The following is a 12,822-nucleotide window of genomic DNA, read 5'->3' on the forward strand; positions in this document are numbered from 1 at the left end:
TGCGGCCTTTCTACAGGAGTTTTCTCATGCGCATTCTTCCAACGACGTTGTTCCTGGCCACCGCGCTGGTGCTGACCGCGTGCAAACGCGACGAACCCGCGCCGGCCGACCCTGCACCCGCACCGCAGGCCGGCGCAGCGGCCGAAGCGGCGCATGGCGGTGAGCACGCCGCGTCCATGGTCACCGAAGCGGCGGCCACCACCACCGCCACTGCCGAGCTCAAGCCGACCAAGGGCAGCGACGTCAAAGGCACGGTGAGCTTCAAGATCGTCGACGGCGCGCTGCGCGTCACCGGCCAGCTCAGTGGCCTCAAGCCCAACAGCGAACACGGCTTCCATATCCACGAAAAGGGCGATTGCAGCGCACCGGACGGCAGCAGCGCCGGCGGTCACTTCAACCCGGCGCAATCCGATCACGGCGCCGTCAGTGCAGACCCGCACCACGGCGGCGACATGCCCAACATCAAGGCCGATGCGCAGGGCAATGCCAGCATCGATGGCCCGGTGTCGAGCAACGTCAATCTGGGCAAGGCCGACCAGTTCGATATCGCCGGCCACGCGGTGATCGTGCATGCCGATGCGGACGACTACAAAACCCAGCCCACCGGCAACGCCGGCGGCCGTCTGGCCTGCGGTGTGATCACCACCGACAACGCCCCAGCTGCAGCCAAGTAAGCAAGACAGGCCAGCAGTCAGGCAAAACGCCGCGGTGATCGATCACCGCGGCGTTGTTGTTTCTGGGCTGCGGTGGGGGAGCGATCCGGTCATGCGTGGTGCAGGCGCGCAGAGCATCCGGCATAACGCATGTCGCGTGCTACATGCTTCCTTTCGGTACGCATTGAACTGTCGATACACCTCACACCGAGCGCACCGCACAGGCGACCACGTCGTTCGCTTGCGCAAGACCCGCGTCATCAACGACTCAATAATTCAGCCACAGCCCCGGCGTCGCCAGCTCCAGCAGATGCGCATCCGGATCGCGGAAGTAGAGGCTGTGCCCGCCGCCTGGCCACTGCGTGCGGCCCTCGATGGGCACGTCGCAGGCCTGCAGATGTGCCTCCCATCCAGCCAGCGCATCGGTGGCGATGGCGAATGCGTAATGCGCGCGCCCGCTGCCATCGTGCGGCGGAATCGTGCCGCCCGGCAGCGTGACCGTGGCGGCGGTGCTGCCCTGCAGAAACAACAGCAACACCTGCCCGGGTGCGATTGCGTACGCGGCCATGCGCGCGTCGCGATACATGGCTGCCAATCCCAGCACGCGGGCATAGAACGCGCAGGCGCGCTCCAGATCTGCCACATACACGCCGGTTTCCAGTACGCCCTGCAACGCCGGCGCCACGGACGCCGGCGTCTGGCTCACGCGGCCAATGCCTGGCGCGGATCCTGGCCCGGTTCCACATGCACGTACAGTACCGGCAGGCCATGCGCTTCCAGCACTGCGGCCATCTGTCGCTGACGCGAGAGGAATTGTTCGTAGACGCCGCGCAGGCGCTCGCAATTCTCGCGGTCGTGCGCGTAGTAATCGCACCAGCCGGCCGGGTCGAACAGCGCGATGCGCACTTCGCCGTCGACATAGCGCAGCACCGGCTCGGGCGGCTGTTCCAGCCACTCTTCGCTGTGCGGCGCCAGCAGGGCGGCTTCGATCAGCGGCCACAACGGGGCCAGGCCCTGGTTGTCGTACTGCATCGAAATCATCGCGGCCAGATCGTTCGCGGTGAGATACCGCGCATGTTCAATGCGTGCGCCGAAGCTTTCCTGCGCCAGCAATGCGGTATCGGCCTGCGCCATGCCCTGGGCCAGCAGCACTTCTTCCATCGCATCGGCCACCGTCGCCACGATCTGCGGATCGCCGGAGAGCAGGAACGGCAGCACGCGCAGGCCGCCGCCGGTCAGCTGTGCGTCGGCCTGGAAGGGCAGGGGGATCTCGCCCTGCGCATCGGCGCCGAACGCCAGCACACGCGGGCCCTGATCGCGCCCGGGCGCGCGCGCATGCAGCTCTTCCAGCCGGCGGTGCAGCGGCCAGCCCGGCCGCAGCACTTCGGCCGGGTCGAAGTGCGCCATTGCCACGCTGAGCTCGAGCTCGCGGACTTCGGGGATCCACTGCGCCAGGTCGCGGCCGATGCGTTCGGCCAGCATGCCGGCCTGCTCGGGCGCCAGGGCGCCGCGCTCGGGGGCGGTGCCGCCCGTCAATTCCAGCGCCATCACACCCATGGCGGTCACGCCGTGTTCGGTCTTGCTCATGATTCGCGGTTGGCCCATCACGGGGTCGAAGCTACACTGCGGCCATTATGCCTGCCGGCCCTGTGCAGGCCATGTCCCCGAGTCCTCCATGCCAGGTCAACCGATGCCCGCAGCCCGTCCCGTCGCCATTCTGGGCGGCGTTCGTATCCCGTTCTGTCGTCAGAACACCGCTTATGCGGACGTGGGCAACCTGGGCATGTCGGTGCGCACGCTGGGCGCGCTGGTCGAGCGCTTCGGGCTGCACGGGCAGCAACTGGGCGAAGTGGCGATGGGGGCGGTGATCAAGCACTCCTCGGACTGGAACCTGGCGCGTGAGGCGGCGCTGTCGTCCGGTCTGTCGCCGCTGACGCCGGGCATCACCCTGCAGCGCGCCTGCGGCACCAGCCTGGATTCGGTGATCACCATCGCCAACAAGATCGCGCTGGGCCAGATCGATTCGGGCATCGGCGGCGGCTCGGACACCACCTCCGAAGTGCCGATCGTCTACGGCAAGAAGCTGCGCGCGCGGCTGATGGCCGCCAACCGCGCCAAGGCCACCGGCGACAAGCTCAAGGCCCTGCTGCGCGGCTTCAAGCTGAGCGAGCTCAAGCCCGAATTCCCCGGCGTGGCCGAGCCGCGCACCGGCAAGAGCATGGGCGACCACTGCGAGGACATGGCCAAGGAATGGAACATCTCGCGCGACTCGCAGGACGAATGGGCGGTGTCCTCGCACCACAAGCTGGCCGCCGCCTATGAGCGCGGCTTCTTCGACACGCTGATCGCGCCGTTCCGCGGCGTCTCGCGGGACAACATCCTGCGCGCCGACACCTCGCTGGAAAAGCTGGCCACGCTGCGCCCGGCCTTCGACAAGACCTCCGGCCGCGGCACGTTGACCGCGGCCAATTCCACCCCGCTCACCGATGGCGCGGCCGCGGTGCTGCTGTCCAGCGAAGCCTGGGCGCTGGCGCATGGCCATACCCCGATGGCCTATCTGCGCGATGCGCAGGTGGCGGCGGTGGATTTCGTGCATGGCGAAGGCCTGTTGATGGCGCCGACCATCGCGGTGCCGCAGATGCTGGCGCGTCAGGGCCTGACCCTGCAGGACTTCGACATCTACGAAATCCACGAGGCCTTTGCCGCGCAGGTGCTGTGCACGCTGCGCGCCTGGGAAAGCGAGGATTACTGCCGCAATCGCCTGGGGCTGGAAGCGCCGCTCGGCCGTATCGACCCGGAAAAGATCAACCCGCTGGGTTCGTCGCTGGCCACCGGCCACCCCTTCGCCGCCACCGGCGCACGCGTGGTGGCAACGGCTGCCAAGCAGCTGGAAGAACGCGGCGGCGGCCGTGCGTTGATTTCGATCTGCACCGCTGGCGGCATGGGCGTGGTGGCCATCGTCGAGCGCTGACGCTGCTGCGCAGCGTGGGGTTGGGCATTCGGAATTGAGGATTCGCAAAGCAGCTGCGAACTCCTGATTTTACGAATCCCCAATTCCCAATCCCGAATCCCCAACCTGCAAGGACGCATGGATGTCGAACGTTGATTCACGCGAACCCCCTACGCTTTATCTGCCTCCGACGCACTGCGCCGTGTGGCGCGAGGGCGATGTGCTGGTGTGCACGCCGGGCGCCGATCTGCCGCCGCGTTGCGTCAAGTGCAATGCGCCGGCGGACATCTCGCCGCGCCGCTACATCTTCCATTGGCATCACCCGGCGATCTATCTGGCCCTATTGATGGGGGTGCTGCCGTATCTGATCCTGGCCATCGTGCTGCGCAAGCGCAGTGCGCACGTGCTGAGCCTGTGCGCTTGGCATGAGCGCCGCCGCGTGCGGTGTGTCGCCATCGCGATGGCGTCGATCGTGCCGTTGTTGGTCGGGGTGCTGTGGATCGGTGGCGCGACCGGCTGGCTGACCGGTGCCGGTGTGATGGCGGTGATGCTGTTGATCGGCAGGCGCGGTTCGCGTGTGTTGTCGGCGCAATCGGTCGATCACGAGCAGGCACGTTATCTCGGTGCCTGTGACGCGTTTTTGTGTGCATTGCCGGCGCCGCCCCGGGAATCGCGCGATTGGTGATCTGCGCCGCTGCGTTTGCAGATAGCTTCGTAACGTGCGTGCGTTGCCATCCCTGCAGGTGTGATGACAGGCCGGCAAATGTTGCCGGTGGCGCTTTTGCCCGGATCTAGAAAAACAAAAGCCCCGGACATGCCGGGGCTCCTGGTGAATCCACGCATCGCCGCAATAGCGGTCAGACCTCAGATCAAAGCACGCGATCATCCGGTGCGAGCGGATCGGCCGGCGGCGTTGCATAGGCCGATACGATCGGCCCGCGCAGCGACTGCTGTGGCAAGCCCTCGTGCACCGGCTCGCCGCGTGCGGCACGCAGGGCGTTGGCATAGCAATGCTGTGCGGACAGCAGATCCCCGGCGGCGGCAAAGCCGTGGCCGAGTTCTTCCCAGGCCTCGCTGCCCGCGCCATTGGCCACCGCGCGATGCAGGAACTCTTCGGCCTGCGACCACTGCTGCTGGTGGCGTGCCAGACGCGCCAGGGTCAGCAACAGGCCCGGGCTGTCCGGGTATTGGGTCAGCCAACGCTGTGCACTGGCGCGGCGCGAATCGTATTTTTCCAGCGGCAGCACGCCATACAGGCGCACCAGCGATTCGTCCCACTGCGTATCCAGCGCCTGCTCCAGGCTATGCACCGCCGCATCGTCCCAGTGCAGCACTGCCGCGCGCTGTGCATAGGCACCCACCACCGCGGGATAGGTACGCAGCGGTTTGGGCAGCGCTTCCCAGCGTTCGGCCAGGGCATTGGCATCGCCGGCCTGCAACAGCGTCTGCTCGGCCAGCGTGGCTTCCAGTGCACTGTAGGCCTCCGGTGCCAGCACCGCCTGCTGACGCAATGCGCCCAGCTGACCATAGGCCTCGTCGGCGCGGCCGATCTGCGCCAGGGCGTGCGTGCGCAGCAGCAGGCCGCGCGCCGGCAGCGGTTGCGCGTTGGCATGATCGAGCGCATTGATCGCCTCGACCGGGCGTTGCCGCGCCAGATGCCGCTCGCCCTGCAGCAACGCATGCGCGGTGGGGTCGCATTCGGCCAATTGCTGGGCCAGCGCGTTGGCCGCCACCTCGTCTCCGCGTGCATCGGCAACCCGCACTGCGCTGGCCAGGGCGATGCCGCTGACCTCCGCATCCTCGCTGGCGTTGACCAACAGGCGCTCAGCACGCTGCCACTGGCCGTGATCGGCTGCGCGCAAGCCTTCGATCAGGCGGGCGCGGCCCTTCCTGCGGCGGTACTTGCCCCAGACCCGGAACGGCAGGCTAACCAGCGTCCACACCAGCCACAGCACCAGCAGCGCGATGACCAGGATCAGCAGCGCCTGCGGCATGGCGGCGCGGTAGTCGTTGCCGCCGACGCTGACCACCACATTGCCCAGGTCGTAACTGGTCTGATGCGACAGCCATTGCGCACCGAGCACGCCCAGCGCCACGGCAACCAACAGGATCAAGACAGTACGCAACACTTTCATTGGGTGGATCTCCCTTCACGCATGGCCTGCAGTTGCAGCAGGGTGGTGCCCAGTTCCGGCAGGCGCGGACGCAGTGGCGCTTGTTGCAGCGTGCGCAGGCGGGTACGTGCCTGGCGACGTTGTGGCGAATCCGGCCATAGCCGGGTGGTCCAGGTGTCCACCCGGCGCAGCGATTGCGCAAAGCCGGCTGCATCGCCGCGCTCGGCCGCAGCGCGGGCCAGGCTGACCTCGATCTGCAAGGCGTCGCGCGCGGCATGGCGGTTGCCGCCGGTCAGCAGTGCATCGCCACGGCTGGGACGGATGTCCACCAGCGGCGTGAGTGCTTTCTGCCACCACGGCTGCGCTGCTTCGCTCTCTTGAGCGGTCTGTTCGGGCAGGCGCAGCAGGTCGCCGGCCAATTGATCCAGGGTGTGGCCGGCCTGCGCCTGCGGACCGGCGCCCAGACGATCCAGTGCGTCGCGTTCCTGCACCAGCGCCTGACGCAGGTTGAGATAGCCGGGATCGTCGATGCCATTGAGTGCGGCATTGGCCAGCGCGTAGGCGCGGCGCGCCCCGTCGGCGTCGCCGGCGATGCTCAGCCGCTGCTGGCCCAGCCGCAGCAGCAGCTCCACTTCATCCAGCCGCAGCGCCTGCGCACCGTGGCGGTTGGGATCGGCGAGTTTTTGCACGGTTTCTTCGAGCAAGACACTGCGTTGGCTCAGGCCCAGCATCTCGTCGCGCAGCACGCGGTTGGTCGCTGCCGCATCCGCTAGGCGTTCGTTGGCCAGGCGTTGGTCGCGGCGCAAGGTCTCCAGCATCTGCTGCGTGCCATCCCACCGCTGCTGCTGCGCCTCGGCGGCCTGCAGCTGCGCGCTTTGATAGCCCTGCCATGCGCGCCAACCTAAGAACAGCGCCACACCCACGGCGGCCAGCGCGACGACGAGCAGCAGCCATGCCAGGGGAAAGCGTCGCGTGGAAGCGGGCATTTCGGTCATTCGTCCATCCTCGCGCGGTCACGACGGGTGCAGGTGCCGCAGTCATCTGCCACAGCATGGCGTGCAGCGGCAGACAGCCGCAAGCCGTGCTTGAGTTCGAAGTTCAGCAAGGTCGCGATGGTGTCACGATCGCGGCGGCGGCAGCGGCCAATTGCTCGGGCAAGGGACCTGCGGCGCGCAGCACCTGCTGGAAGCCAGCGGCGTGTGCGGCTTGCAGCATGCGCTCGCTGGAGGCCACCAGCGGGCGTTGCCGCAAGGCGTCGATCAGCGGTCCAGGCAGTTGCTGCAGCACCAGCGTCAGCGCTTCGGCGCTGCTCAGCGCCAGCACGCTAGCGGGCAGCGCGTCCGCCAGGGCACGCACTGCCGATGCGCGCAGGTGCAGCGGCACGCGCTGATAGACATCGGCGCGCAGGATGCGGGCGCCTCGCTGCTCCAGGGCCGGCGCCAGCATGCCGCGCCCGCCCGGGGCGGTGACCAGCCCGACGGCCTGCAGCGGTTGCCGGAACAGCGGCAATGCGAGCAGGCCCTCGCTGTCCATGCGCGCCGGGCGTATCACCGTGTCGATGCCGCAGGCCTGCAGCGCGCGCGCAGTGCCGTCTCCCACGCTCACCCACTGCGCCTGCGCCGGCCGCTGCAGCGGCGCCAGACGATGCGCCGCGTGCACTGCGGCCGGGCTGGTGAACACCGCGATCGGCGCGTGCAAGGCCTGCCGCAATGCAGCCCGTGCCTGCGGGGTGTCGTTGGTCTGCAGCCGCCACGGCGACAGCGCCAGCAGCCGTCCGCCGTGCCGCGCGGCGGCCCGCCGCAGCGGCGCGTGTTCACCGCTGGGCCGCAGCGAAATCAGGGTCCAGGCGTCGGCAGCTGGGGCGGGAGGTGTCATCCAGTGATTATGCGAGAGCCGTGCGTTATCGGGGGCGGGTGTCGCGCGCTGTGATGGCGCTGGCGGCGATTCGATCCTCGCGCGCTGTCTGGCCTTTGCGTGCCTGCTCGACGCGATGCCTGCGTTTCTGCGGCCAGAACCTCGTCCCCGGGTCCGTGCCGATGACCGCTTCCGCCCACGATCCGCCACGACAATCGAGCTGGAGTGGCGCCGTGATCAAGTCCTACCTCATCAACATGCAGCGCAGCGGCGAGCGCCTGCAGGCGATGTCGACGCAGTTCCACGCGCTGGGCCTGCCGTTCGAGCGGATTCCTGCAGTGGATGGCGCCACCCTGACGCCTGCGCAGATTGCCGACTTCGCACGCGAGCGGCCGCTGGAAGGCTCCGGGGATGCCTTCAGCACCGGCCCGCGCAAGTGGACCGCCTCCAACATCGGGTGCTTTCTGAGCCATCAGGCCGCGTGGCGCATCGCAGCCGACTCCGACGACGCCTACACCGCCATCTTCGAAGACGACATGCATCTGTCCGACGCGCTGCCGGCGCTGCTGCGCAGCAGCGAGTGGCTGCCAGGCGGCAACAGCATCGTGCGGCTGGAGCCGTCCTACAACCGCATCAAGCTCGATGCCAAGGTCGCCGAAGTCGGTGGCCGGCAGCTGCGCCTAGTGCGTCCCTCGACCCACCAACACTGCTGGCCGGTCTGCGCCGGTGCGCTGATCCTCAGCCGCGATGCGGCGCGCCTGCTGCTGGCGGCCGACGCGCGCTGGCACACGATGGCCGACATTTTCCTGTTCGGCTGGAACGAATCGCCGGTCGCACAGCAGCTGTCCACCTATCAGCTGGCGCCGGCGGCCTGCATCCAGGACAAGTTCTTCCACGCCGCTCCGGAGCAGATCGTGTTCACCAGCACCATCGATGCGCCGTTGACGCACGCGCAGAGGCAGCGCAGCGCGCATTGGAAGGCCAAGGCCACCGCGTTGCTGCGTGTGGCGCAGGGCTATCGCAAGGTCATGTTCGCGCCCTGAGCCGGGCAAGACCCAGGCGTGCGGCGACGCGATGCCGTACGCGTTCACCATGCGGTACCGCATGTCATTCCAGTGCACAAGACGCTCGCGGAACATTGCGGCATGATGCCGCCCTTCGCCGTCTTTCAGCCTTCGCCGATGACTCCTTCGTGCACGCTCGCATCCGCCCTGCAATCGCTGCAGCAACAGTTCATCGCCATGCCGCCGGTCCTGTCGATGGGCATTGCCGTCGACGGCTTGCATGACGGCGCGTTGCGCTTGCGTGCGCCGCTGCAGGCCAACGTCAACGACAAGGCCAACGCGTTCGGCGGCAGCCTGGCCTCGTTGATGACGCTGGCCAGCTGGGGCTGGCTGACGCTGCAACTGCAACTGGCCGGGCACAGCGCCGATGTCTACGTGGCCGACAGCCAGCTGCGCTACGTCGCCCCGGTCTACGAAGACCTGGTGGCCAATGCCGAGCCGTCCGAACTCGGTAGCTGGGAGGCGTTCCTGGCGACCTTCCGGCAGCGCGGCAAGGCGCGCATCGGCATGCGTGCGCAGATCGCGCTGGGGTCCGGTGCGGCGGCGGCCACCCTGAGCGGGCGCTTCGTGGCGTTTCCAAAACGGTAGGATGCGCGCTGGACTTGGGGGAATGCGCATGCGTGCAGTGATCGGGGCAATGTTGTTGCTCGGGCTGGCGATGGTCAGCGGGGTGGCGTCTGCCGGCAGCCGTGCCCAGGCACGCGCGCTGGAAACCACCCAGGCCGCCTACACCGCCGCGGTGCGCTGGAGCGATTTCGATGCCGCGCAGGGCTTTGTCGAGCCGACCTACGCCCAGGCGCATCCGCTCAGCGATCTCGAACGCTCGCGCTACGAACAGGTGCAGATCTCCGGCTACCGCGAGCTGCGGGTGGGCGAAGATGGCAACGGCGACCTGCGCCGCGAGGTCGAGCTGCGGGTGATCAACCGCAATACCCAGGCCGAGCGGCTGGTGCGCAGCATCGAGCTGTGGCGCTGGGATGCCGAGCGCAAACGCTGGTGGCTGGCCAGCGGCCTGCCCGATCTGTGGCAGGGCCAGTAGCCCGTGCCACCGGCGCCTGGCCGTCGCGCGCGCCAGCTGTGCGACAATTCCCGCCCGCTTGACTGACCCTGACCCCGTGAATTTCGAAGAGCTGCAGGCCTTTGTCGGCCGCAACCCCATGTTGTCGCTGGCCCTGGTGGGCCTGACCATCGCCCTGATCGTCACCGAGGTCGCGCGCCTGTTCCGTGGGTATCGCGCACTCAAGCCGGCCGAGCTGACCCGTTTGATCAACAGCGAGAACGCGTTGGTGATCGACCTGTCGCCGACCGCCGATTTCGAAAAAGGCCACATCGCCGGCAGCCGCAACGTGGCGCTGGCCAAGTTCGACCCGGCCGGCAAGCTGCTCGCCAACGCCAAGTCCTCGCCCGTGGTGGTGGTGTGCCGTAACGGCAATGCCTCCGCAGGCGCGGCCAAGACGCTGAAGAAAGCCGGTTTCGAGCAGGTCTACTGGCTCGATGGCGGCGTGGCCGCCTGGCAGATGGCCGAGCTGCCGCTGGTCAAGGGCCGCGCCTGACCGCACCTTGTGAGGCGCCGGGCAAGTCCCCATTGCTGGCGTGAGAGACTCGCACTTTCACGTTTGCATCATTCAACGCTGCATCCACCGAACCGTTTCTGGAGTTAGGAATGTCCGACGAAATCATCAACGGCGCGGTTGCGCCGGCCGACGCCGCTGCTGGCCCCGCTTTCACCATCGAGAAGATTTACGTCAAGGACGTTTCCTTCGAATCGCCGAACGCGCCGTCCGTCTTCAATGACGCCAACCAGCCCGAGCTGCAGCTGAACCTCAACCAGAAGGTGCAGCGCCTCAACGACAACGCCTTCGAAGTGGTGCTGGCCGTGACCCTGACCTGCACCGCCGGTGGCAAGACCGCCTACGTGGCCGAAGTGCAGCAGGGCGGCGTGTTCGGCCTGGTCGGCCTGGAGCCGCAGGCGATCGACGTGCTGCTCGGCACCCAGTGCCCGAACATCCTGTTCCCGTATGTGCGCACGCTGGTCAGCGACCTGATCCAGGCCGGCGGCTTTCCGCCGTTCTACCTGCAGCCGATCAACTTCGAAGCGCTGTACGCAGAAACCCTGCGCCAGCGTTCGCAGGGCGAAGGCACCTCGCTGGCCGATTCCGAGCCGGCTGGCAACGCCTAAGCCTTGCGTGCGCCGATGAGCGATTCGACGCAGAAGATCGCGGTTCTCGGCGCCGGCTCCTGGGGCACGGCCCTGGCCGCGCTGCTCGCCAGGCACGGTCACCCGACCGTGCTCTGGGGACGCGATGCGGCGATGGTGGATGCCATCGACCGCACCCATGAAAACGCGCGTTATCTGCCGGGGATTCCACTGCCCGAGAGCCTGCGCGCGACCACCGACCTGCAACTGGCCATTGCCGATGCCGGCTGGATCCTGGTCGTGGTGCCCTCGCATGCATTCACCGAGACGATCCGGTTGATCGCACCGTTGCGTCCGGCCGGTGCCGGCGTTGCGTGGGCGACCAAGGGCTTCGAGCCCGGTTCCGGGCGGTTCCTGCACGAAGTGGCGCGCGACATCCTCGGCCCCGGCGTTGCGCTGGCGGTGGTGACCGGGCCGTCCTTCGCCAAGGAAGTCACGCTCGGCCTGCCGACCGCCATCACCGTGCACGGCGACGATGCGGCCTTTGCGCAGGTCGTGGCCGATGCCATGCATGGCCCCACCTTCCGCGCCTATACGGGCGATGACATGGTGGGCGCCGAGCTCGGTGGTGCGATGAAGAACGTGCTGGCGGTGGCCACCGGCGTGGCCGATGGCATGCAGCTGGGTCTCAACGCCCGTGCCGGCCTGATCACGCGCGGCTTGAACGAGATGCTGCGCCTGGCGGCGGCGATCGGTGCGCGGCCGGAGACCTTGATGGGCCTGGCGGGTCTGGGCGATCTGGTGCTCACCTGCACCGGTGACCTGTCGCGCAACCGACGGCTGGGGTTGGCCCTGGGACGCGGACAGAGCCTGAACGATGCGATCCGCGAGATCGGCCAGGTGGTGGAATCGGTGCAGACCGCCGACGAAGTCATGCGTCAGGCCGAGCATCACGGCATCGAGCTGCCGATCTCCAACGCCGTGCGTGCGGTATTGCATGGCGAGATCACCCCGGAAGCAGGTCTGAAGGAATTGCTGGCACGCGAGCGCAAGCCCGAGTACCCGCAGACCTTGTTCACCTGATCGTGGCATCGCGCGTTGACGCGCTGCGCAGAAACAACAAAAAGCCCGGCATTGCCGGGCTTTTTGTTGCTGCCGATCGCAAAGGTTGGCGGCAAGCTGTAGCCGCTTGAGCGCGCTGCACCGGGCTTCTACAGCAGCCGCATTGCGCACATGCCGCTATAGCGCGATGTGCGCAGCGCCAGCCGATCGCCCAAAAGAAAGAAGCCCGGTCGGGGGACCGGGCTTCCAATGCAACGCGGGAGAGAGAGTCGCGTTGCAGTCAAACGTGCGGCTTACCAGCTGAAGCGCGGGCCGACCGACCATTCCTTGTTGCCGTCGCCATCCATACGGATGTCGCCGTTGATGCCCCAGTTCTGGTTCAACTTGACCTGGGCGCCGAGGCGGCCGTAGAAGTTGTCGCCGATGTCGATGCCGCGCTTCTTGGAGAAGTCTTCGTAGCCAGCCAGGGCGTAGACTTCGAAGTGCTCGCCGAAGGCGTTACGCAGGCCGGCTTCAACGCTGTAACCGTCGAAGCTGATGTTCGGGGTGTCCAGGTCCAGCTTGCGGTAGGCAACGCGAGCAACGAAGTCGGTGCTGGTGGCGATTTCCTGGTTGTAACCCACGCCGACGCCCCACTGCTGGAAGTCGGAGTTGGAGCTTTCGAACACGTTGTCGTTGTCGTCAGCGTTCTGCTTGCTGTAATCGCCGAACACGTGGAAGTTCGGAGCGACGGCGTAGGACGCCTTCACGCCCCAACCATCAGCGTCGCGGCCTTCGGTCGGGGTGCGCACGTAGTCACCTTCGACGAAGTTGTAGGAGAGGTTTTCAGCAGCGGAGGCCGCAAACGGCAGGGCTGCGAGAAGGCCGAGGGCCAGCAGGGAATTCTTCATGATCGATACCTGTACTTATGGTTTGGGCCGGCGCTGAGGCGGATGCCGTTCGCTGCCGAGATGTAAATTCTCCGTTATTCGATGGAACGCGACATGAA

General features: G+C 67.3%; 15 protein-coding genes. 9 read left to right on the forward strand and 6 right to left on the reverse strand.

What is annotated here, in order from left to right; translation table 11 throughout:
• Positions 1 to 26 precede the first annotated feature (26 nt).
• A complete protein-coding gene (locus tag ABQY74_RS01175) occupies positions 27 to 674 on the forward strand; it encodes a superoxide dismutase family protein (RefSeq protein ID WP_039529149.1) in 648 nt (215 codons plus the stop codon).
• Between the two features lie 247 nt (positions 675 to 921).
• Here ABQY74_RS01175 and ABQY74_RS01180 read toward each other — a convergent pair whose 3' ends face one another.
• Positions 922 to 1,359 (reverse strand): VOC family protein, encoded by a 438-nt coding sequence (locus tag ABQY74_RS01180; protein WP_102583090.1) that lies wholly within the window; start codon positions 1,357 to 1,359, stop codon positions 922 to 924.
• Positions 1,356 to 2,240, reverse strand: coding sequence for a hypothetical protein (locus ABQY74_RS01185; RefSeq protein WP_349793006.1), 885 nt, complete (start codon positions 2,238 to 2,240; stop codon positions 1,356 to 1,358). The genes ABQY74_RS01180 and ABQY74_RS01185 overlap by 4 nt, the downstream gene beginning before the upstream one ends.
• Before the next feature lie 88 nt (positions 2,241 to 2,328).
• Between ABQY74_RS01185 and ABQY74_RS01190 the strand changes: the two genes are divergently transcribed.
• Positions 2,329 to 3,624 carry an acetyl-CoA C-acetyltransferase gene (locus tag ABQY74_RS01190; RefSeq protein ID WP_349793008.1) on the forward strand — a complete coding sequence of 432 codons (1,296 nt, stop codon included), beginning with the start codon at positions 2,329 to 2,331 and terminating at the stop codon, positions 3,622 to 3,624.
• A 121-nt stretch (positions 3,625 to 3,745) separates the two neighbouring features.
• Positions 3,746 to 4,288 carry a hypothetical protein gene (locus tag ABQY74_RS01195; protein WP_349793010.1) on the forward strand — a complete coding sequence of 181 codons (543 nt, stop codon included), beginning with the start codon at positions 3,746 to 3,748 and terminating at the stop codon, positions 4,286 to 4,288.
• Positions 4,289 to 4,472: 184 nt separating this feature from the next.
• On the opposite strand, the gene ABQY74_RS01200 is transcribed toward ABQY74_RS01195, so the two are convergent.
• The 3 genes from ABQY74_RS01200 to ABQY74_RS01210 form a co-directional block, all read right to left on the reverse strand.
• The gene (locus ABQY74_RS01200) at positions 4,473 to 5,738 is read right to left on the reverse strand and encodes a heme biosynthesis protein HemY (protein WP_016903401.1); all 1,266 of its coding nucleotides are present in this window, start codon (positions 5,736 to 5,738) and stop codon (positions 4,473 to 4,475) included.
• Complete coding sequence (locus ABQY74_RS01205) at positions 5,735 to 6,712, reverse strand: uroporphyrinogen-III C-methyltransferase (protein ID WP_349793012.1); 978 nt, start codon at positions 6,710 to 6,712, stop codon at positions 5,735 to 5,737. Before ABQY74_RS01205 ends, ABQY74_RS01200 begins: the two co-directional genes overlap by 4 nt.
• A 103-nt stretch (positions 6,713 to 6,815) precedes the next feature.
• On the reverse strand, positions 6,816 to 7,592 hold the full coding sequence (locus ABQY74_RS01210; RefSeq protein ID WP_372470008.1) for a uroporphyrinogen-III synthase: 777 nt from the start codon (positions 7,590 to 7,592) through the stop codon (positions 6,816 to 6,818).
• Positions 7,593 to 7,804: 212 nt separating this feature from the next.
• Here ABQY74_RS01210 and ABQY74_RS01215 point away from each other — a divergent pair, with 212 nt between their 5' ends.
• From ABQY74_RS01215 to ABQY74_RS01240, 6 genes are all read left to right on the forward strand, one after another.
• Positions 7,805 to 8,614, forward strand: coding sequence for a glycosyltransferase family 25 protein (locus ABQY74_RS01215; protein WP_211914585.1), 810 nt, complete (start codon positions 7,805 to 7,807; stop codon positions 8,612 to 8,614).
• Between the two features lie 138 nt (positions 8,615 to 8,752).
• Positions 8,753 to 9,223, forward strand: coding sequence for a YiiD C-terminal domain-containing protein (locus ABQY74_RS01220; protein ID WP_026064546.1), 471 nt, complete (start codon positions 8,753 to 8,755; stop codon positions 9,221 to 9,223).
• A gap of 28 nt (positions 9,224 to 9,251) precedes the next feature.
• A complete protein-coding gene (locus tag ABQY74_RS01225; protein ID WP_039518349.1) occupies positions 9,252 to 9,674 on the forward strand; it encodes a hypothetical protein in 423 nt (140 codons plus the stop codon).
• A gap of 76 nt (positions 9,675 to 9,750) precedes the next feature.
• Positions 9,751 to 10,188 (forward strand): rhodanese-like domain-containing protein, encoded by a 438-nt coding sequence (locus ABQY74_RS01230; RefSeq protein WP_016903395.1) that lies wholly within the window; start codon positions 9,751 to 9,753, stop codon positions 10,186 to 10,188.
• Positions 10,189 to 10,298: 110 nt separating this feature from the next.
• Positions 10,299 to 10,814, forward strand: coding sequence for a protein-export chaperone SecB (secB, locus tag ABQY74_RS01235; protein ID WP_349793014.1), 516 nt, complete (start codon positions 10,299 to 10,301; stop codon positions 10,812 to 10,814).
• A 15-nt stretch (positions 10,815 to 10,829) separates the two neighbouring features.
• On the forward strand, positions 10,830 to 11,855 hold the full coding sequence (locus tag ABQY74_RS01240) for an NAD(P)H-dependent glycerol-3-phosphate dehydrogenase (protein WP_349793016.1): 1,026 nt from the start codon (positions 10,830 to 10,832) through the stop codon (positions 11,853 to 11,855).
• Positions 11,856 to 12,127: 272 nt separating this feature from the next.
• Here the strand turns inward: ABQY74_RS01240 and ABQY74_RS01245 are convergent, their stop codons facing one another.
• Positions 12,128 to 12,724, reverse strand: coding sequence for a diffusible signal factor-reguated Ax21 faimly virulence factor (locus ABQY74_RS01245; protein WP_016904049.1), 597 nt, complete (start codon positions 12,722 to 12,724; stop codon positions 12,128 to 12,130).
• Positions 12,725 to 12,822: the final 98 nt, after the last annotated feature.

Origin of the sequence: Xanthomonas sp. WHRI 7064 (genome assembly GCF_040202355.2) — a bacterium.
Classification (GTDB): domain Bacteria; phylum Pseudomonadota; class Gammaproteobacteria; order Xanthomonadales; family Xanthomonadaceae; genus Xanthomonas; species Xanthomonas arboricola.

Coding starts and splice junctions, on each gene's coding strand:
- ABQY74_RS01175 (WP_039529149.1), top strand. CDS start 27: ATGCGCATTCTTCCAACGACGTTGTTCCTGGCCACCGCGCTGGTGCTG.
- ABQY74_RS01185 (WP_349793006.1), bottom strand. CDS start 2,240: ATGAGCAAGACCGAACACGGCGTGACCGCCATGGGTGTGATGGCGCTG.
- ABQY74_RS01190 (WP_349793008.1), top strand. CDS start 2,329: ATGCCAGGTCAACCGATGCCCGCAGCCCGTCCCGTCGCCATTCTGGGC.
- ABQY74_RS01195 (WP_349793010.1), top strand. CDS start 3,746: ATGTCGAACGTTGATTCACGCGAACCCCCTACGCTTTATCTGCCTCCG.
- ABQY74_RS01200 (WP_016903401.1), bottom strand. CDS start 5,738: ATGAAAGTGTTGCGTACTGTCTTGATCCTGTTGGTTGCCGTGGCGCTG.
- ABQY74_RS01205 (WP_349793012.1), bottom strand. CDS start 6,712: ATGACCGAAATGCCCGCTTCCACGCGACGCTTTCCCCTGGCATGGCTG.
- ABQY74_RS01210 (WP_372470008.1), bottom strand. CDS start 7,592: ATGACACCTCCCGCCCCAGCTGCCGACGCCTGGACCCTGATTTCGCTG.
- ABQY74_RS01220 (WP_026064546.1), top strand. CDS start 8,753: ATGACTCCTTCGTGCACGCTCGCATCCGCCCTGCAATCGCTGCAGCAA.
- ABQY74_RS01225 (WP_039518349.1), top strand. CDS start 9,252: ATGCGTGCAGTGATCGGGGCAATGTTGTTGCTCGGGCTGGCGATGGTC.
- secB (WP_349793014.1), top strand. CDS start 10,299: ATGTCCGACGAAATCATCAACGGCGCGGTTGCGCCGGCCGACGCCGCT.
- ABQY74_RS01240 (WP_349793016.1), top strand. CDS start 10,830: ATGAGCGATTCGACGCAGAAGATCGCGGTTCTCGGCGCCGGCTCCTGG.
- ABQY74_RS01245 (WP_016904049.1), bottom strand. CDS start 12,724: ATGAAGAATTCCCTGCTGGCCCTCGGCCTTCTCGCAGCCCTGCCGTTT.